This window comes from Pseudodesulfovibrio halophilus DSM 5663, from assembly GCF_059568665.1.
In genome coordinates this window covers 24,721-43,759 of the sequence record NZ_JCANTV010000015.1, presented here as the reverse complement: position 1 = coordinate 43,759, position 19,039 = coordinate 24,721, and the positions used below count along the sequence as shown (strand labels likewise).

Genomic DNA, 19,039 nt, shown 5'->3' with positions numbered 1-19,039 from the left:
GGCACGCCTCAAGGGCCGGTCCGGCGGCCAAAGTGTGGCGAGTGCCGCACAGGGCGCAAAAACCTTCGCAGGAAACGGTTTTCGATGTAAAAGCCTTCATGGCGGTGGACAATGCATCATGGACGCGAAGGAGTAAAGCCAACGGAGACAGAGAGACGAAGCGGAGCGCTGCGCCCGTCTATCCGGAAATGCGGCGAAGAATCGCTTATATAATACTTGGTGCCGGGTCTGAGCCTTGCTCTTGAGCCGTATCTCGGGTAGGCGTATGAACACGGATTGCGAGATTACCGCACCGAACAGGAGTATACATCACCATATGACTGACGAAACCAGACCCGATCAGGGAGCCGAAACCGAAAGCAAGGGCTCCGAACAACTTCCAGAAATTTCCTTCGATCAACTGCCCGAACCGCTCATGGACGCCTGCAAACGCGTGGGTTGGTCCGACATCATGCCCGTGCAGAAAAAGGCGTTGCCTTATGTCATGCATGGGCGCGACGTCATGGTTCAGGCCCGCACCGGCTCGGGAAAGACAGGCGCCTTCGTGCTGCCGCTTCTCGACCGCATAAAGCCCGAATCCACAGATTGTCAGGCCCTCGTGCTGGTTCCCACCCGCGAACTCGCGAAACAGGTGGCTCAGGAAGCCGAGAACCTTGCCGGCGATTCCGGCATCAACGTCGTGGCCGTATACGGCGGCGTGGGCTACAAGGCCCAGCTCGACGCGTTCTCCGAAGGCGCTCAGATCGTTGTGGGAACGCCCGGTCGTGTGCTCGACCACCTCAAGGGCGGCTCCCTGAACCTGAACAAGCTGCAGGTTCTCATTTTCGACGAAGCCGACCGCATGCTCTCCATCGGTTTCTATCCGGACATGAAGCGGATTCAGGCGTTTCTCCCCAAAAGGCTTGCCGGCGCATTCATGTTCTCCGCGACGTACCCGCCCGTGGTGCTGCGGCTCGCAGACCAGTTCCTTGATAACCCGGATTTCCTGAGCCTCTCACAGGATCAGGTCAACGTCGCGGAAATCGAAAACATTTTTTACGAAGTTCCGGCCATGGGCAAGGAGCGCCATCTGCTCAAGCTCATCGAGACCGAGAACCCCACGTCCGCCATCGTGTTCTGCAACACCAAGCGAAACGTGGAATTCGTGGCCACGGTCATCAAGCAGTTCGGCTTCGACGCCGAGCCGCTGACCGCGGACCTCTCGCAGAACAAGCGCGAGAGCGTGCTGAACCGTATCCGCGAAGGTCAACTCAGGATTCTCGTGGCCACCGATGTTGCGGCACGCGGCATCGACATCCCCGAGCTCTCCCATGTCTTCATGTTCGAACCGCCGGAGGACCCCGAGTCCTACATTCACCGCGCGGGCAGGACCGGCAGGGCAGGCGCGTCCGGAACCGTCATCACGCTCGTGGACCTCGTCCAGAAGGCCGAACTCAAGCGCATTGCCGCCAAGTTCAAGATCAACCTCGTCGAGCGCGAAATCCCTGACGATGAAGAGGTGGCATCGGTCATCGAAGAGCGCCTCACGGCCATGCTCGAAAAGAAGCGTCGCGACCTGACCTATTTTCAGGGCGAGCGCATTTCCCGCTTTCTGGACATCGCCAAACGCTTCGCAGAGGAAGAGGACACCTTGGTGCTGCTGGGCATGCTGATGGATGAATTCTATCAGCAGTCGTTGCACACCCCGCCCGAAGTGCCGCTTTCCGAGCAGCCGAAGAAGAGCCCGCAAAAGAGCAGGGGCAAATCGGATCGCAAGTCTTCCGATGACAGGAAGCCGTCCGATGACAGGAAACCTTCTGCTGATCAGGGCGGCTCGGAAGAAAAGCCCAAGCGCAAGCGCAGGCCGCGCAGACGCAAGAAGAAGCCCGCGGAAAACAAGGGCTCCGAATAAAAGCAAAAAGGGAGGACACCGACGGCGTCCTCCCTTTTTACATTTCAGCCGAGTGTGATCAGGGCCTGACGCCGAGGCGACGGTCCCTGAGAATCAGGTCTGCCAGCGTGAGGGCGGTCATGGCCTTCAGCACCGGGTTGATTCTGGGGATGGCGCATATATCGTGCCTGCCGCCGATGCGCATGCAGACCCGCTTTCCTTCCACATCCATGCAGTGCTGTTCCTGCGCAATGGACGGGATGGGCTTGATGAACGCGCGGGCCACCAAGTCCTGCCCGCTTGAAATTCCGCCGAGAATGCCGCCGGCGTTGTTGGACGAAAAACCGGCGGTGGTCATGTAATCGTTGTTTTCGCTGCCCAGTTTTCGGGCCGCCTCGCAGCCGGAGCCGATTTCAACGGCCTTGACCGCGCCCACGCCCATGAGGGCGTAGGCCAGACGCGCGTCCAGCTTGTCGAAGACCGGCTCGCCAATCCCCGGAGCGATACCGGCAATGCGGACCTCCACAACACCGCCAAGGGTGTCGCCGAGTCCCTTGACTTCCCGAATGCGCTCCTCCCACTTTTCCACCACTTCTTCATCCGGCGAAAAGAAGGGGCGATTCTGGGCGTTCTCCAGGTCGTCCGGTTCAGCACAGATGCCGCCGATCTCGGTCGTGTAGGCGAAAACCGAAATGCCCTCGGTCCGAAGGAATTCAAGGGCTACGGCTCCGCCAGCCACGCGGGCCACGGTCTCCCGACCGGAGGAGCGCCCGCCGCCGCGATAGTCGCGCACGCCACCAAACTTCGAGTGATACGTGAAGTCTGCGTGCCCCGGGCGAAAGACATCTTTGACGCGCGAGTAATCTCTGGAGCGCTGGTCCTCGTTTTCCACAACGAAACCGATGGGAGTGCCGGTGGTTTGTCCTTCGAAGACCCCGGAGTAAATCCTGACGGTATCGGACTCCTTGCGGGCTGTTGAGGCCGCCCCCTGACCGGGTTTACGACGGTCCAGTTCCTGCTGGACGATCTCCTCGGACATGGGGATTCCGGCAGGGCAGCCGTCCACCACGCCTCCGAGTCCGGGGCCGTGGGATTCACCGAAGGTTGTGAGCGTAAAGAGCTCGCCAAAAGTGTTGCCGCTCATCGTACCCCCTAGGTTTTCTTGAGCTTGAGAACGTTTTCCGCCTTGCCGAGAACCACGAGTACGTCGCCCTCTTCCAGCGGTTTGTCGGGACTCGGGACGAATGTGAAATGCTCGCTGCCTTTGTACTTGATGGCCACGACCTGCACCTGATGCTCATTCGTGAGATCAAGATCGCGGAGCGTGCGGTCTTGCCACTCCTCCACCTCGATCTCGCGGGTCAGCACGTCGTCGCCAAGGCCGAGGTAGTCCATGATGCCGGGGACCGCCAGTCTATGGGCCATCTGCTTGGCCACGAACTGCTCGGGAAAGACCACGAAATCCACCCCGAGGCGCTGCAGAACCTTTTCGTGCTGGGAACTCACGGCCTTGACCCAGATGTTTTTGACCCCGAGGTCCTGCAGATTCAGCACCACCAGAATGCTGGATTCCATGGAACTGCCTATGGACACCACGACCTGTTCCATGTCCTTGAATCCCAGCTGCTCAAGTGCGGCCTTGTCCGTGCCGTCGGCCTGAAATACCTGCGGTAGCCGGTCACGCATCTGGCGCACGTTGGCCTCATAGCGGTCAAGAGCCAGCACGTCTACCTCCAGTTCCTGAAGGGCCAGCGCTAGGGAACCGCCGAACTTGCCGAGTCCGATTATTCCGATTTCGCGTTGTTTCGTCATGTTTATCCTTGATTCAGCCAAGCGGCAGGCTGTCTTCGGGTACTTTGTATCTGGGTGGCCGCTGCCAGCCGTGAAGGGCAGAGAGCAGCCAGATTGGACCGAGCCTGCCCACGAACATGAGCATTATTATCACACCTTTGCCCGGACCGGAAAGCGAGTCGGTGATGCCGGTGGAAAGACCCACGGTGCCGAAGGCGGAAACAACCTCGAAAAGCGTATCCAGAAAGTGCCCGCGAACCATATGGTGCGGCAGGTCGCCGCCCTCGGTGATCTCCAGCGCAAGGGCGGAGAAGCCCACGATAAATCCCGCGAAGACCACCAGCGTCAGGGCGCGCCGCATGGACTGCAGGTCCAGTGCGAAACGGCCTACCCGTGCCTGCTCAGCGCCCTTGAACTGGGAGACGATGAACCCCCAGATGGCGCGGAAGGTGGTGGTCTTCACCCCGCCCGCGCACGAGCCCGGGGAACCGCCGATGAGCATGAGCATCAGAATGAGCACGAGCGAAACATTGGTGAGATCGGCCATTTCCATGGTATTGAAGCCGGCAGTGCGGCTCGTGACGGAGTTGAACAGGGCCTTGAGCAGCTCCTTATGCCACGGCTCGTTCCAGCCGCCGCCGTACATTTCCGCAAAGAATATGGCTGCGGTTCCGGCCACTATGAGGAAGGCAGAGGTCTTGAGCACCACACTTGTGTGCCATGTGAAGAAATAGCAGCCCCCGTTTCTGGGCGGCCGAAGCCGGGCCGCGTCCGCAATGCGGGTGGCCAGCTCATTGAGGACGTAAAAGCCCAGGCCGCCGAGGATGATGAGCGACATGAACACCGAGCAGACGAGCCAGTCGCCCTGCCAGCGGGTCAAACTGTCCGCATGAAGCGAAAAGCCCGCGTTGCAGAACGCGCTGATGGAATGAAAGAAGGCGGACCAGAGGGAGAAGCCGCCGGGATGAGAGAAATAAAGCAGGGCGGTTCCGGCCAGTTCTATGGCGAAGGTTCCGATCACGACCCGCAGCAGGAAGCTCTTCAGACTGAAACCCGGATCGTGCAGTAGGCTGTTGCTGACCGCAAGCCGGTCCGCAAGGGAGACGTGCTGGCCCAGCAGATAAAGCGCCAGGCTGGTGTAGGTCATGATGCCGAGGCCGCCAAGCTGTATCAGAGCGAGAATCACGCCCTGACCGTAAGGGGAGAAAAACGATCCCGTGTCCACGACGATCAGTCCGGTCACACACATGGCCGAGGTGGCCGTAAACAGGCTGTCCAGCCACGAAAGCGTCTGGCCGGGGTGAGCCGCGTCGGCATGAAGCAGCACCGTCCCCGTGAGAATGCCGAGGGTGAAGAAATGAATCGGCAGCCAGAATGGCGTCAGCAGCTTGGTTCGCATCACACGTCCTTACGCCCGCCGCGTACGGAAGGCAACCGCCTCAAAAGAGGATTCCTCAGGAAAAACGGGAGGTCTTGATGCGAAGCCTTCCAAGGTCCCGGGGGATCAAAAAAAGCCGGCCCTGACTTTTTCCGCTACGAAATCAGCGATCCGCCACGGTTCGGAGACCTTCATGACGAGGTTCGCACAGTCGAAATACAGCGGTTCCCGCTCCTGAAGCACCTGCCTGACTTCATCATCCAGTCTTTGGTCCGTCAGGGAAGGGCGTTGTCCCTCGGAGGGGTCGGCCTTGAGCCGGCGGGTCAACTCGTCGGCGGAAGCCTTGAGGTAGACGCAGAATCCTTTTCTGAGCAGGTCCCTGTTGCTCTCGCGCAGGACTATCCCGCCGCCGCATCCGACTACGGTTCCGGAATCCCGGGAGACGGTTTCTAGTATTTCTGCTTCGGCGTCACGAAAGGCGTCCCACCCGTTGCGGGCGACGAAATCAGCAATGCTGCCGTGCCTCTCAAGAAAAACGGCGTCCGTGTCGACAAATGGTATTTCCAACCTGTCGGCCAGTTTTTTGCCAATGGTCGTTTTTCCGCAACCGCGAGGGCCTATCAGGTAAATGTTTCGCATATCCCCAAAATAGCTCAAGCCACTGGCTCTGGCAACGGCAAAGGATGGTTTCACGCAGCCTCCTGCGGTGCGGGCTTGCACGCGTCGGACAATACGCGTAACCATTGAATACTGAAAAGAGCCGGGACGAAAAGGCTCTCGATGTCAAGAAACTGCGCAGCAGCGGGGGCGCCATGGAACATGCACTCTACACCATGAATCTTGAGACGGCACGGATCATTTTTCGCGACAACGATACGATGCAGGAGTTCTTTACGGATATCGCGCTGCAGCACGGCATAACGCCCGAAGAAGCCCTGTTGGTCTCCGGATATCTCCAAAGCTCGATGCCGAACGGCCATTCCGCTCCTCGAGAAGCTCTGGATGAGCATTGCGAACGCTTTGCGCGCGGGGAGTATGCGGCGGTCACCGACAAAGGCAACCTGCATCTGGTCTTGCGTGAAGGGACAGCCGATGCCCTCGAAACCGCGCCACCCAACGTCCCGGAACGGTTCAGGAGTGTTCCGGTGCCTCTCATGCTGCTCGGAGGGGCCATCGCGGTGGTGCTCGTATTTCTTTTGGCCAACAGCCTTCTGTCATGACAAACCCGGCCGGAGCCGGGTTTGTGAAATCTATTTCTCCTGAGAAACCTGGGGCTCCCGAGAGTGCTTCGGGTGACGGAGCGACCTGTTGCCAAATGCCTTGAAAGCGCTCTTCAGGAAGCGTTTCCTGTCTCCGGAGGAAAGGGTGGGTCTGTTGCTCATGACTACCTCCTAGGCTGCGCATCCGCAGCGGCGAAAGTTGGTTTCGATTCGTTTGAAGATTCCTGTATCCTCGCCGACCTCGTCCCTCACAATCCTCAACGCCGCTTCAAAATTCTCTGAGGCGGAGCGAAGGTCGCCGTCCTGCTGAAGAACCAGTCCGAGGTTGTTCCGAATTTTCGCCTCGTTGAGCGGCGACTTGAAAAGTCGGCACTTGTCCAGTGCCTGATGGAGCAGAAACCTCGCATTCATCAAGTCACCATCGGAAAGAGCCTTCATTCCTTCACGGTTGAGATGTCCCACAAACCTGGCGTTATTCATTCAGGTACTCCTTTGTGAAAAGTGCCGGGACCGAGGGGGGGGCCGGTCCCGGCGGGTTACAGTGAAGAATGGAGGAGGTGTCTTTCATTTGGTTCCAAGGAGGTTTCGTTTGCCTTGACTAGACTGATAGTGAAAATCGTTTTCATCGTCAAGGGAAAAGATGAGTTTTTCGATCACCGATGCGAAATATCCATCAGAACTCGGTACGAACGGTGGGCTGCATGCTCTCGGACGGGTCGGACAATCCGAGAAGATCGCGTACGCGCTGGTTCATCGGCAGCGACCAGGCGTGAGCGGCCGCAACAAGATGGTCGCGAAGTCGAACCACACGGGCGTGGACGAGGACGGAGCCGTCGCCGACCTCGAAATTCCCTACAAGCAGCGAAGGCTGTAGGTTGTACTCTTTTTCGCGAAGCATGAGCCCTTCGTCCTCATGCTCCTCAGCCTGCTTGTCGAATTTTTCGACAGGGTTTTCGGGCGGTGCGCCGTCGGCAATGAGCCAGCCGTGTTGGAACAGTCCCACAGCCACCTGCTCTGAGACTACCTTTCCGAATGGAGAGCGATCGGCAGGGTTTTCGATGTTGACGAAGCGGGTGACGTAGACGGGAGAATCCACGGGCAGCAGAGTTCGGTCGACGTTCCAGTTCAAATCGTCGGCTGCGTCGAACGCGGCTTCCACGAGGATTTCATCCTTATCGGGAAAGATCGGCGTGGCAGTCGGCTCCCGGTCGAAGATGAACTCATAGGTTGAAACCGCGCTGTCCTTCACGGTGGAACAACTCGCGGCAAGCACCGAAACGAGAAAGAGAATGAGAAAAACGCATGCCGCCTTGTTCATTGAGTACCCCGTATTGATTTTCTGCGCAGCACAACCCCGGATTCGGGGAGAGTCCTGACTACTCATCGGACGGATAACGGATATCCTTTAGGATTTCCATGAGCAGGTTCGCGATGGAGCGCGAAGCCCGTTCCGCCGCGGCAAGCACGGCCTCGTGAGACGTCTGCTCCATGGCATCGGGGACATTTTTGTTCGTCAGACAGGACAGCGCCATGACACGCATCCCGCAGTGCACGGCCGCCACGGCCTCGAGAGCCGTGGACATGCCGATGGCGTCGGCCCCGAGACGCCGGTAGGCTCGGGTTTCGGCTGGGGTCTCGAGGTTGGGGCCGGGAACCTGTACGTACACACCGCGCTCAAGAGGGATGCCCAATTCCAGAGCCTTGTGGACGGCCAGCTTCTGCAAGGCAGGGTCATAGACCCGGCTCATGTCGGGAAATCTGGGGCCCCATTCATCCTCGTTCTTCCCTGTCAGACAGCTCGCGCCGGAAAAATTGATGTGATCGGTAACGAGCATGGGGCGCCCGACCTCGAATCGGGGGTCGAGGGCGCCGGCGGCATTTGTGAGGATGACCGTATTGATGCCGAGCTCGTGAAAGACGCGGACCCCGTGAACCACTTCGTCAGGCGTGAAGCCTTCGTAAAGATGGATTCTGCCCTGCATCACGGCCACGTTTCGACCATGAGCCCGACCGAAGACAAGCCTCCCGGCATGACCTTCGACAGTCGAAACGGGAAAGCCCGGTATATCGGAATACGGGATGGAGTGGTCGACCTCCAGAGCATCCGCAAGGGCTCCCAGACCCGAACCTGTAACGATTCCTGCGCATGCGGGTTGTGTTTTTCCCACATTTTCCTGTATATATCGAACAGATTGCAGCACGGTCCTGCGCTTGCTCATGATCATTCTCCCTGTGAGGACGTGGTTTCAACCGTGTCCGTTTTAGTTGCAACTTCTCGGATTAATTTTATATCCGACATAAGGCAGGTTTACTTCTGATGGATATAGCAACCCTTCTCGGACTCATCATCGGCTTGGGGCTTGTCGTGGGCGCCATTGTCATCGGCGGCGCCGTGGACGTCTTTCTCAACGTCCCCGGCATGATGATCGTGGTGGGCGGGACCCTTGCATCGATCATGGTCGCTTTTCCTTTTGAAGAAGTCTTACAGGCGGTCAAGGCGGCGTTCAAGGTCTTTCATCAGAGAAAGACCAGCGCACGCGACGTGGTGAACATCATGGTCAAGGTGGCTGAAATCAGCCGCCGCGAAGGCCTGCTCGCCCTCGAAAACGTCCAGACCGAGAACATGGTGCTCAAGAAATCCTGCCAGCTCATCGCGGACAACGCGGACACGCAGCTCATCCACGCGACGCTGGCCATCGAGATCAATTCCATGCGCAGACGGCACCAGGTGGGGCAGGACGTCTTCAAGCGTCTCGGCAGCCTCGCCCCGGCCTTCGGGATGATGGGAACGCTCATCGGCCTTGTCCAGATGCTCTCGCGCCTCAACGACCCCTCCACCATCGGACCGGCAATGGCAGTGGCCATTCTGACCACTTTCTACGGCTCGGCCATGTCCACGCTGATTTTCATTCCGCTCGCCGCCAAACTCAAGGCGCGCACGCTTCAGGAACAGCTCAACCTCGAGATCATCTTCGAGGGAGCCAAGTCCATCCTCGAGAACAACAACCCGCGACTGGTTTACGAGAAGCTCTCCTCGTTCCTGTCGCCCTCCGAGCGCGGAGAGTAGCCGGTGAAGGAAGACTACGACCTCTACAACATCCCCGTTCAGGAAGAGGAAGGGGACCAGCAGGACTGGCTGACGACGTTCGCCGACCTGTCCATGCTGCTGCTTGTCTTCTTCATCCTGCTGTACTCCATGTCCACCATCGACACCACCAAGTTCTCCGAGACCTTTTCCTCGGTCACGCACGCCCTTTCGGGCAAGATGAAGGAAATCGCCACCAGCCGCATCACGCGCGAGGAGGCCGGGGTTCTCATCGATCAGGCGCTCATGCGTCGTCAGATCATCGAGTCGCAGCGCAAGGTCTTTGCGGAAGTCAAGACCCTGCAGACCACCAAGGGGCTGGAGGGTGTCGTCAGCGCGAATTTCGAGGACGGCGTGATAACCATCCGAGTTCCGGGGGACGTCATGTTCGGCTCCGGCAGAGTGTCTCTCAGCCCGGAAGGGAAGAGGGTGGTGTCCCAGCTAAGAGACTTCTTCATCAAACACCCGGACCAGACCATCAAGATCCTCGGCTACACCGACAATACGCCCGTGAGTGGTCGCGGACGTTTCAAGGACAACTGGGAAATTTCGGCCATGCGGGCGGTGAACGTCCTCCGCATGTTGCTGCAAATGGGCATTGAACCGTCACGGCTCACCGCCACCGGCCTTGCGGACATGAACCCGATTTATCCGAACACGACACCGGCCTATCGCGCCAAGAACCGCAGGGTGGAGTTCGTGCTTGAAAAACGGGTTACCGGAGGGTAAGGGATTACCCCCTCGGATTTCCGGGGACGAATCATCGAGGTGAAATAATGGATTTCAACATATCCCTGCCCGATGCTGAAGAAAAACTTCGCAGGGCCTTTCGAACCCGTGTTCCCGGCCTGACCGTGGAGTTTCTGGAACTGGGCAAGACGCTTCCGGTCAAGGACATCTCCGCGACGGGTTTCGCGGTGGAGGGTGATTCCGCCATGCGCGAGGGGACCTCGCATCCGGTGAAGCTCATGCTCAACGGAAAGCTCTTTCTTTCCGACATCAAGGCCAACGTCATTCGTGTTGCGGAAAACGGTATCGCCGGCCTCAACTTCGAACAGCTGGACCGCAGACAGCAACAACGTCTGGACAAGCTGGTCCTCGAAGTGCAAAAAAGACTCATTGCCCTGAAGAAGCAAAAAAACAAGTAGGCGCGTCTTTGGCTGAGAAACACCGCATCCTCATAGCCAACCGCGGGGAAATCGCGATTCGCATCATGCGGGCCTGCCGCAAGCACGGACACGATTTCGTCGCTCTCTATACCGAACCCGACAAGGATTCCGGGCATGTCACCCTTGCCCGTGAACTGGGTGGCGACAAGTCGCTTTACCGCATCCACTCCTACCTCGACGCCAATGAAGTGCTCTCCGTGGCAGACGAGACCGGCGCCACCGCCGTACATCCCGGCTACGGTTTTTTTGCCGAGGATTTCCGTTTCGCGAGAAGGGTGGTTCGCCGCGACAGACCGCTGCTCTTTATCGGCCCCTCCTGGTGGGTCATCCGCGACCTTGGTGACAAGATCAACACCAAGCGCATCGCCCGCGGCCTCGGCGTGCCGACCATTCCGGGCTCAGACCGGCCCATCTACAGCGAACTCGAAGCCGAAGAGATAGCCGAGACCCTGTTCGCCTTTCAGGCCGAGCAGGGCATGAGAGATTCCTGCGTGCTGGTCAAGGCATCCGCAGGGGGCGGCGGCATGGGAATCGAAGAGGTGGAAGACCCGGACGAATTCCGCTCCGTGTACCGCCGCATTCGAAACTACGCCAAAAGAAATTTCAACGACGAGGGCGTGCTCATCGAGCAGCGCATCTTCGATTTCAACCACCTCGAAGTGCAGGTGCTCTCGGCCAGAGACGGCAACTCCCACGTTCACTTCGGTACTCGCAACTGCTCGGTGCAGTCCACGGGAAAACAAAAGCGCATCGAGGTGGCTCCGGGATTTGCGCCGGATGAGCTCGGCTATGCCTTCGACGCGGCCGGAGTGCTTGAGGCGGTCATCGACCATTCTCTGAAAATGGCCGCCGAGGTGGGATACGACTCCGTGGGAACCTGGGAATGGATTGTCACGCCCAAGGGCGAACCGTTCCTCATGGAAGTCAATACGCGGATTCAGGTGGAAAACGGCGTGTCCGCTGCCGTCTCGCGAATCAATGGCGAAGACGGCACCGATCTCATCGCCGAACAGATTCGGCTGGCGCTCGGGCAGCCCATGGGATACGGTCAGGAAGACATCTCCTTTGAAGGTGTCGGCATCGAATACAGGATTATAGCCGAAAAGACCGCCGAACGTTTCGCCCCCTGCTCCGGAACCATCACCCGCCTCGACTGGCAGCCTCAGCCGTGGCTCACCATGCATACGCAGGTGCCCACGGATCGCGAATACGAAATCCCCATGGAGTACGACCCGAACCTCGCGCTGGCGATCATCCACGGGGCCGACCTCGCCGAGGCCAAGCGGCGCGGCATCGAATTTCTGGATCATCTCGTTCTTGAAGGGGAGGGCGCCGGCGGCTTTGCCACCAACATCGAATACCTTCGCGAACGTACCGCGACACTGTTGGAGTTCTAGGGCATGGACAGCGATAAGAGAATTCAGGCCCTCCGGGACCGCTTGAACTATGCCAGAGACATCGTCGGCGACGGTGAAGGCCGCGCCAGCGTCACCATTCTCGAGGCCAAGTTTCAGGAACTGCTTGAAAAGCTCAAGTCCTGCAACGGGACCGAACCGACCCGGGACATCGCCCACATGGAGGGGCTGTTCGACTTTCTCGAAATGAAGCTGGACCAGAGCCTGTCCCCCATGGACAAGGTCCGCATCGTCCGCCATCCCCAGCGCATCTGCCTCAAGGACATCCTTGAGAATGTCTACGACAATTACTCCGAGATAGGCGGGCAGGGGGAGTTCAGCATCGACCCCAGCATGGTCATTGCCCGCGCGTACCTCACCAGACGGGTCGGGCAGAAGGTGTTCAACCAGTCCGTCATGGTCATAGGGCAGGAGAAGGGACACGGCGAAGAGTTCAGGAACGGCGGCTCGGTCAAGCCCTGGGGAAACGCCAAGGCGCTTCACTACATGAAAGTGGCCGAAACCGAGAACATCCCCGTCCACGCCTTCATCTTTACTCCCGGCTCCTACCCCATAGAAGACTATCCCGGCGCAGCACAACAAATCGCCAAGAACCTTTACGAAATGGCCGCTCTTCGCGTTCCGGTCATCGCCACCATCTCCGAGGGCGGCTCTGGAGGCGCAGAGGCCATCGGGCTCGCCGACAGGCGCATCATGCTTTCTCACGGATACTACTCCGTCATATCCCCTGAAGGAGCAGCCGCCATCGAAGGCGGCCTGCACGGCGACGGGAAGGCCGGTGCGGAGCTGGTGGAAAAATGCGCCCGACAGCTCGGAATCACGGCCGAGGATAACCTGAAGAACGGCTATGTGGACCGAATCCTCAACGAGCCGCCTCTTGGGGCCAGGCCGCACCACTACAATTTTTTCAAGGATCTCAGGCGTGAGCTTATCCAGTCCACCAATGAGGCTGTACTCGGGGTCAAGTCCATGCAACTCTTCCGCTCGCTCGCCCTCAAGCAGCAGAAGCGGGGACGGGACGCAGACGCCGAGAGCATCTTCGTTCGCTGGAGCCTTTCCCGAGGCGCAAGAACGCGTCTGGTGGAAAAGCGATGGGACAGGTTCCGTCAGATGAGCCTGCACGCGCATCGCGACAGCCGCTCCGTCATGAAGCGCGTCGCGGAATCGTGTGAAAATGTCGGGCTGGCGCTGAACTCCTTCGTGCGTCACGACATGTTGGGTCGGCACAAGAAAAAGCTCGACAGCTTCATGGAGGAGGTGGCCGCAGAGGTGCACCTCGTGAGTGAACGTCTCGTGAAGCCAGTTAAGAAGCTCATGTCAAGCACCGCCACTGGAGAAAGCTCCGGGACGAACGCGGACATCAGGAAGCTGACCCGGCTTTCAAAACCCGAAGAGGGCGCCTACCTCGGCGATGACCAGTGGCTCTGGATCAGCCCAAGAAGCAGAGACGACAAGACGGTGTCCTGCCCCAACGTGCGCACGCACGGCTGCCCGGACGTATGGGCGCCGGACCTGTTCGGAGAGTTCGCGGGCGTCTGCCCGAACTGCGGGCATCACTTCCGCATGGAGTACCAGTGGTACCTGCACAACGTCTTCGACTTCCCGCACGCCCATGAATTCGGACGTGAGATAGAGTCCGTCAACCCGTTGAACTACGAAGGTTTTCAGGTCAAGATTGATCAGGCCCGGGAACGCACCGGCCTCAACTCGGCCTGCATCACCTTCGAGACCAACCTCGAGGGCATTGACACCGTCGTAGCCGTGCTGACCGCGCCCTTCCGGGGCGGCACGGTCGGAGCCGCGGAAGGAGAGAAGTTCATCCGCGCCTGCGAGCGCGCCATGAAACGGCGCTACCCGCTCATTGCCTATGTGCATGGAACCGCAGGCATCCGCATTCAGGAAGGGGTGAACGGGGTCATCCAGATGCCCCGTTGCACACAGGCCGTTCGCCGCTACATCGACGCGGGAGGCCTTTACCTCGTCGTATACGACACCAACTCGTACGCCGGACCGGTGGCCAGCTTCCTCGGCTGTTCGCCGTACCAGTTCGCCATCCGGTCCACGAACATCGGCTTTGCCGGCCCCGGCGTCATTACCGAAACGACCGGGATGGAAGTGCCGCCGAACTATCACAAGGCCTACCTCGCCTTGTCCAGAGGGCACATCCACGGCATATGGGACCGCCGCGAGCTCAAGGGCAACCTGCACAGAGCGCTCTTGACCATGGGGGGACGCAACCTCTATTATCGCTGACCCTGCGTGGCACCGCTTCAAGAAAACATATCCGGGAGGAGAATCCCGTGCTGAACGTCAAGGAACTGCTTGAGGAGATCAAGGCATCTCCCTACAAGGAAATAGTCGTCCGCGCCCCGCATACCGGGGTGGTGGAATTTGCGGGTCTGAAAACCGGCGACAAGGTCGTCGGCCGCTCCGGCTCCTACATGGAAAAGCCGGGCACGCAGGTGGCAACACTCACCCGCGAAAAAAACAACAAACCGATCAACGCCCCGGAGAAGGGTGAGATTCAGTCCGTACGCACGGAGTTGAACGGTCAGTTCGTGGAAGCCGGCGAAGAGCTTCTGACCATTCGCCACTTCCTGACGAAAAAGGAAGTCATCGAGCTGATTCTTCAGCAGGCCCTGCACCTGTTCCGCGCGCCTGAGCGGGCCAAGTACTACTTCGTTCCGGAAGTGGACCAGAAGCTCAAGGTGTCGGGCAAGCAGTCGGTAAAAGTCCACGAGGGCATGGAAATCCTCATTGTGTCCCGGATGAAGCGCGAGACCCCGCTGGCTTACACCGGCCCCGATGGAATCATCTATTCCGTATACTTCCACAGAGGCGACAACGTCGACGCCGGCGAACCGCTGCTCGGCATCTGCCCGGAAGACCAACTCTCGACCATTCAGGACGTGGTCAACCGCGTCCAGAGCGAATGGGAGGAAGAATAGGAGGGAGTCATGGGCGGCATTCTTCAGGTACGGGTTTCGGCCTGGACCTTTGATGAGAAGGAAGTGGCGAAGCGCTGGCCTTCCCTGACGACACTCGTCTGGGAGGACGGAACCTTCATCACGCCCGCAAGAGGCGTCATGGAACTGGCCGAGGCCGTACAGACGGCCTGTCAGGCCGGGTTGATCGACAAGGACAGGGTCGAGGCGCTAGAAGACAAGGCTGCAGCCGCTCACGACACGCTGCAGAAGCTCCGCTCCAGTCTCGCGGACTGGCAGCCACAGGAGGCTGACAAGCTGACTTATGTCCTTGAAGACAGCCTCGACGCGCTGGAAGACATTGCAGCGAAATTTTGATACTTGAATCCCACAATTCAAGATGAGGAGAAATCATGGCTGGAAGCCTTAACAAAGTAATACTGATAGGCCGTCTGGGACGCGATCCCGAGCTGTCTTACACCGCCAACGGGCAGGCGCTCGCCAAACTCTCCGTTGCAACGGACGAGGGCTACCGCGACAAGCAGAGCGGACAGCGGGTGGACCGCACCGAATGGCACCGGATTGTTGCATGGCGCCAGACCGCCGAGTTCTGCGGGAACTACCTGAAGAAGGGCAGCCTCGTTAACGTCGAGGGCAAACTGCAGACCCGCAAATGGCAGGACCAGAACGGGCAGGACCGCTGGACCACGGAAATCGTGGCCGACCGCGTTCAGGGACTGGACTCCCCCAGAGATAACCAGCAACCGCGCCAGCAGGGCGGTGGCTATCAGCAACAGGGCGGTTATCAGCAACAGGGCGGGTATCAGAACCAGGGTGGTTACGCTCAAGGCCAGCAGCAGGGCGGATACCAGCAGCCTCAACAGCCTCAGCAGCAACAGCAGCCCGAAGAGGACCTTGGTCCGGCGTTCCCCTCCGAGGCGAGTGGAATGGACGACGTCCCCTTCTAGTTGCGGACTCCCAAAGAGCTATCCAACGGACGGGACCTCAGGTTCCGTCCGTTTTCTTTTTCCCAACCGTGTTGTTGAGGACGCTGAAGAGTTCCTCCGCCTCGAAAGGCTTTGAAATATAACTGTCAGCCCCCTTGTCGAGGAACTGCTCGCGGTCCCCTTTCATGGCATGAGCGGTGAGAGCGATGATCGGAATATCCGGGTCAACTCCCGGGATATTTCCACTACGAATTCGGGAAATGGCCTCAAGGCCGTCCATCTCAGGCATCTGGACGTCCATGAGAACGCAGTCAAAAGAGTCGTTTCCGAGCGCCTCCAGCGCCTCAAGACCATTGCCCGCCGTAATCACGTCATGGCCCGCCAACTCAAGAAACCGTTTCGCAGCAATGGCGTTTATCCTGTTGTCCTCCGCCAGCAGAATGGAAAGATTCTGAAGCGTCTGCATCGGAGCACCGAACAGGTCGTCCTCAGCCACGCGCGGATCGCTTTTGAGCATGGTGATCCAGAAGTGCGCTTCGGTGCCCTTGCCCGGGCTGCTCGTCAGGTTGAGATCGCCGCCAAAGAGACGGCAGAGTCTTCGTGCAATACCCAACCCGAGGCCTGAACCGCCGAATCGTCTGTTGAACGTTTCGTCCGCCTGCGTGAAGGGGGAGAAAACGGAATCCAACCTGTCTTTCGGAATCCCTATGCCGGTATCCTGGATGTAAAAATCAAGGCGATACCTACCGTCCTTCAATTCTCGTCCGGAGACCGTCAGGCCCACATTGCCTTCCGGGGTGAATTTGACCGCGTTGCCGACAAGATTGAACAGAATCTGGCGCAATCTGGCCGGATCGCCGAGAAACGCCGTCGGCAGTTCGGGATCAATCTGCATCCCAAGCCGAAGCCCCTTCATGCGGGCAGTGTCGACAAACGATGCGTGGACACCCTCAACCACTTCGCCGAGTTCGAAATACGTCTCTTCAAGCTCGGTCCTTCCGGCCTCGATTCTACTGAGGTCCAGAATATCGTTTATGATGCCGAGGAGACTTCCTCCGGCTGTTCGTGCATGATTCAGGAGCGCCTGCTGATCTTCGTCCAGGTCGGAATGTGCCAGCAGTTGGAGCATGGACAGCACACCATTGAGAGGGGTGCGGATCTCATGACTCATATTGGCGAGAAACTGCGATTTCGCTTCACTCGCCTGTTTGGCCTCATCGTTGGCCCGGCACATGCTCTCTTCCATCCGCTCCCGTTCTATCGCGCTGCCGATGATACGTGCGGCCGTGCTCAGAGCCTCGACCTCTCCGAAATTCCAATCCCTCACTCGGCTGCAATCGTCCAACCCAAGAAATCCCCACCATTCACCATCCGCGTTAATGGGGACAGCCACAAGGGATTTGATGCCCTGCGGTGCGAGCTCTGCCTGCTCTTCCTCGGGGAAGTCGGCCACGGCTCCGCTGATGATTTCGCCACCGGAGAGAAGTTGTTTCCAACGCTCTGCCCCCACCTCATCATAGGCGGCATCCTGCAGGGAAGGATTACCCATTTGCGAATCAATGCCTGAGGCCACCCATTCATGCAGTTGGGACATGGCCAACCGGCCATCGGGCGTTCGGGTGTTTTGAAAGATGTACACCCTGTCCGCATTGGCGGCATGTCCGAGTTCGGAGAGGGTTTCATGAACATATTGCCTCCAGCCGCCTTCACGAAGCATTCGCTCCGCTATCCGGCTGACGGAACTCAGAATGTTGATTCGTGAAGACAGGACGTCTTCGTGGTGCTTGCGGCTGGTGATGTCCGTGGCGATCTCAAGGCGGGCCATTCTTCCGTCCCACCACGGAATGGCGCGGTCCTGAATAAGGTACCAGCGCCCGTTCACCGTGTTCTGAAACTCCCATACGATGGAATCGCCCGGGTCTCCCTGCTCGTCGAGCAACAGGTCATTGGTACAGAATGGGCAGCGACCGCTCTGGCCGTCCTGAAGAACCTTCCAACACTTGCTGCCGCTGTAGTCTACGGAAATGCCGAGGGTTTCGATCGCCTTACGATTGAGAAAGAGGATTTCGTCGGTCTTGAGGTCCGTGGCATAGACAATGGCATCAAGACTGTTCAATACCTTCAGAAGGTTCCTGAATCCGGCTTCATGCTCAGGGAATCCTTCCTGAAGAAAAGCGTTTATCCCCTCGTGGGCGGGGTGGCTGCTAGCGGAATCTGAAACCATCGCAATGCCCCGAAAGTAACGCTGAGTCGTTCAAAAACGTTCAACGCGATTAAAAAAACATGATTAAAGTAGCACACAGGGACAAAGACTGTCCACATATCCGGTATTATTTCCGGTGACCGGCTCTGCCCGGGGCAAAAAAGGTATTGTAGGTGAGCGTCAGGAGCACCGCATAAATGGCTGCACCGACGCCGATGAGGGCGTTGTAATAGATGGGGGCGGTCAGGGCGAGGCGAATCAGAAGCGTTGCCAAGGCAAAGCCAGAATTTCTGAAAACTGCCCGGAACTGCGGGAGAAAGCGCTGAGAGATGAGCACCAGCAGAATGTCGCTGAAAATCAGCACCGTGAACATGGCGTGGAAAACATCAAAGGTTTCCCCTTTATGGAGCAGCATGACACAGCTTTTGACTCCCAGCGCAATGAAAGCGACGAGCAGCGAAAGAGCCACGATTTTTTTTGCTGAGACAAAGCGAAACAGAATCTGCCCCTTTGACCCCTCGTCTTCGATCGGACGGTTTATGAGCAGGTATACGCCCAGAATGGCAAAGATGAGCAGCGCACCCGTTGCATCGGAAACGATGCGCAACAGAGCGTCCATATGACCCGTGAGGGCGATGGGCTCGGGGAACTCCGCAAGCTCCTTGAAGGAGCTGCGCAACAGGATCAGGGCCAGAATCTCGAACTGCTTGCCGAGAGCGCGTGAAATGGAGCATGGCAGCGCGAAGATCAGCCCGACGACCTCGACCACGAGCACCAGCGTGAAAGCCAGATTGATGGCCATGTAATGGCTGGTCGGGGTAGATGCGGCAAAGGGCTCCGGCAAGAGCCCCTGACGATTCAGCTCAATTCCCACGAGTCCCAGCAGGAATACCCCGATGAGGCCGCCAGCCACCGCCCGCTGGGTGGTGTCTCGCTCCCAGAAGTGGTGCAGCGGGTCGAAAATGTACGTGACAAGCCGATAGACGCGGTCCATGGGGCCCTCACCGGTTTCCGCGATATTTCTCGGCTCACGCATC

General features: G+C 58.7%; 20 protein-coding genes. 11 read left to right on the top strand and 9 right to left on the bottom strand.

Annotation, left to right across the window (positions count from 1 at the left end):
* Nucleotides 1-316 precede the first annotated feature (316 nt).
* On the top strand, nt 317-1,891 hold the full coding sequence (locus BR24_RS14680; protein ID WP_496542229.1) for a DEAD/DEAH box helicase: 1,575 nt from the start codon (nt 317-319) through the stop codon (nt 1,889-1,891).
* A 58-nt stretch (nt 1,892-1,949) separates the two neighbouring features.
* Here the strand turns inward: BR24_RS14680 and aroC are convergent, their stop codons facing one another.
* The 4 genes from aroC to aroL form a co-directional block, all read right to left on the bottom strand.
* Complete coding sequence (gene aroC, locus BR24_RS14675; protein WP_496542228.1) at nt 1,950-3,014, bottom strand: chorismate synthase; 1,065 nt, start codon at nt 3,012-3,014, stop codon at nt 1,950-1,952.
* Between the two features lie 8 nt (nt 3,015-3,022).
* Entirely contained in the window at nt 3,023-3,682 is a 660-nt protein-coding gene (locus tag BR24_RS14670; RefSeq protein WP_496542227.1) for a potassium channel family protein, read from the bottom strand.
* A 13-nt stretch (nt 3,683-3,695) separates the two neighbouring features.
* Complete coding sequence (locus tag BR24_RS14665) at nt 3,696-5,060, bottom strand: TrkH family potassium uptake protein (RefSeq protein WP_496542226.1); 1,365 nt, start codon at nt 5,058-5,060, stop codon at nt 3,696-3,698.
* Between the two features lie 105 nt (nt 5,061-5,165).
* On the bottom strand, nt 5,166-5,678 hold the full coding sequence (gene aroL, locus BR24_RS14660; protein WP_496542225.1) for a shikimate kinase AroL: 513 nt from the start codon (nt 5,676-5,678) through the stop codon (nt 5,166-5,168).
* 173 nt (nt 5,679-5,851) lie between these two features.
* Between aroL and BR24_RS14655 the strand changes: the two genes are divergently transcribed.
* Nucleotides 5,852-6,259 (top strand): hypothetical protein, encoded by a 408-nt coding sequence (locus BR24_RS14655; RefSeq protein WP_496542224.1) that lies wholly within the window; start codon nt 5,852-5,854, stop codon nt 6,257-6,259.
* A gap of 171 nt (nt 6,260-6,430) precedes the next feature.
* Here BR24_RS14655 and BR24_RS14650 read toward each other — a convergent pair whose 3' ends face one another.
* The 3 genes from BR24_RS14650 to BR24_RS14640 form a co-directional block, all read right to left on the bottom strand.
* Nucleotides 6,431-6,739 carry a tetratricopeptide repeat protein gene (locus BR24_RS14650; RefSeq protein ID WP_496542223.1) on the bottom strand — a complete coding sequence of 103 codons (309 nt, stop codon included), beginning with the start codon at nt 6,737-6,739 and terminating at the stop codon, nt 6,431-6,433.
* Nucleotides 6,740-6,932: 193 nt separating this feature from the next.
* Entirely contained in the window at nt 6,933-7,577 is a 645-nt protein-coding gene (locus BR24_RS14645; RefSeq protein WP_496542222.1) for a FlgO family outer membrane protein, read from the bottom strand.
* Nucleotides 7,578-7,635: 58 nt separating this feature from the next.
* The gene (locus BR24_RS14640) at nt 7,636-8,478 is read right to left on the bottom strand and encodes a purine-nucleoside phosphorylase (RefSeq protein ID WP_496542221.1); all 843 of its coding nucleotides are present in this window, start codon (nt 8,476-8,478) and stop codon (nt 7,636-7,638) included.
* 98 nt (nt 8,479-8,576) lie between these two features.
* Between BR24_RS14640 and BR24_RS14635 the strand changes: the two genes are divergently transcribed.
* Genes BR24_RS14635 through BR24_RS14600 form a run of 8 tightly spaced genes read left to right on the top strand, consistent with a single transcriptional unit; the run spans nt 8,577 to nt 15,820 of the window.
* Complete coding sequence (locus BR24_RS14635; protein WP_496542220.1) at nt 8,577-9,326, top strand: motility protein A; 750 nt, start codon at nt 8,577-8,579, stop codon at nt 9,324-9,326.
* Between the two features lie 3 nt (nt 9,327-9,329).
* Entirely contained in the window at nt 9,330-10,073 is a 744-nt protein-coding gene (locus BR24_RS14630) for an OmpA/MotB family protein (protein WP_496542219.1), read from the top strand.
* A 47-nt stretch (nt 10,074-10,120) separates the two neighbouring features.
* Nucleotides 10,121-10,492: a PilZ domain-containing protein gene (locus BR24_RS14625; RefSeq protein ID WP_496542218.1), complete on the top strand. Its 372-nt coding sequence runs from the start codon at nt 10,121-10,123 to the stop codon at nt 10,490-10,492.
* 8 nt (nt 10,493-10,500) lie between these two features.
* Nucleotides 10,501-11,910, top strand: a complete 1,410-nt coding sequence (locus tag BR24_RS14620) for a biotin carboxylase N-terminal domain-containing protein (protein WP_496542217.1) — start codon at nt 10,501-10,503, stop codon at nt 11,908-11,910.
* Nucleotides 11,911-11,913: 3 nt separating this feature from the next.
* Nucleotides 11,914-14,181: an acetyl-CoA carboxylase carboxyl transferase subunit alpha/beta gene (locus BR24_RS14615; RefSeq protein WP_496542216.1), complete on the top strand. Its 2,268-nt coding sequence runs from the start codon at nt 11,914-11,916 to the stop codon at nt 14,179-14,181.
* Nucleotides 14,182-14,228: 47 nt separating this feature from the next.
* Nucleotides 14,229-14,876: a biotin/lipoyl-containing protein gene (locus tag BR24_RS14610; protein WP_496542215.1), complete on the top strand. Its 648-nt coding sequence runs from the start codon at nt 14,229-14,231 to the stop codon at nt 14,874-14,876.
* 9 nt (nt 14,877-14,885) lie between these two features.
* Nucleotides 14,886-15,230, top strand: coding sequence for a hypothetical protein (locus tag BR24_RS14605; RefSeq protein WP_496542214.1), 345 nt, complete (start codon nt 14,886-14,888; stop codon nt 15,228-15,230).
* Between the two features lie 35 nt (nt 15,231-15,265).
* Complete coding sequence (locus BR24_RS14600; RefSeq protein ID WP_496542213.1) at nt 15,266-15,820, top strand: single-stranded DNA-binding protein; 555 nt, start codon at nt 15,266-15,268, stop codon at nt 15,818-15,820.
* 37 nt (nt 15,821-15,857) lie between these two features.
* Here the strand turns inward: BR24_RS14600 and BR24_RS14595 are convergent, their stop codons facing one another.
* A complete protein-coding gene (locus tag BR24_RS14595) occupies nt 15,858-17,516 on the bottom strand; it encodes a response regulator (RefSeq protein WP_496542212.1) in 1,659 nt (552 codons plus the stop codon).
* A gap of 60 nt (nt 17,517-17,576) precedes the next feature.
* Here BR24_RS14595 and BR24_RS14590 point away from each other — a divergent pair, with 60 nt between their 5' ends.
* The gene (locus BR24_RS14590) at nt 17,577-18,017 is read left to right on the top strand and encodes a hypothetical protein (protein WP_496542211.1); all 441 of its coding nucleotides are present in this window, start codon (nt 17,577-17,579) and stop codon (nt 18,015-18,017) included.
* 112 nt (nt 18,018-18,129) lie between these two features.
* Here BR24_RS14590 and BR24_RS14585 read toward each other — a convergent pair whose 3' ends face one another.
* Entirely contained in the window at nt 18,130-19,038 is a 909-nt protein-coding gene (locus tag BR24_RS14585; protein WP_496542210.1) for a hypothetical protein, read from the bottom strand.
* Nucleotide 19,039: the final 1 nt, after the last annotated feature.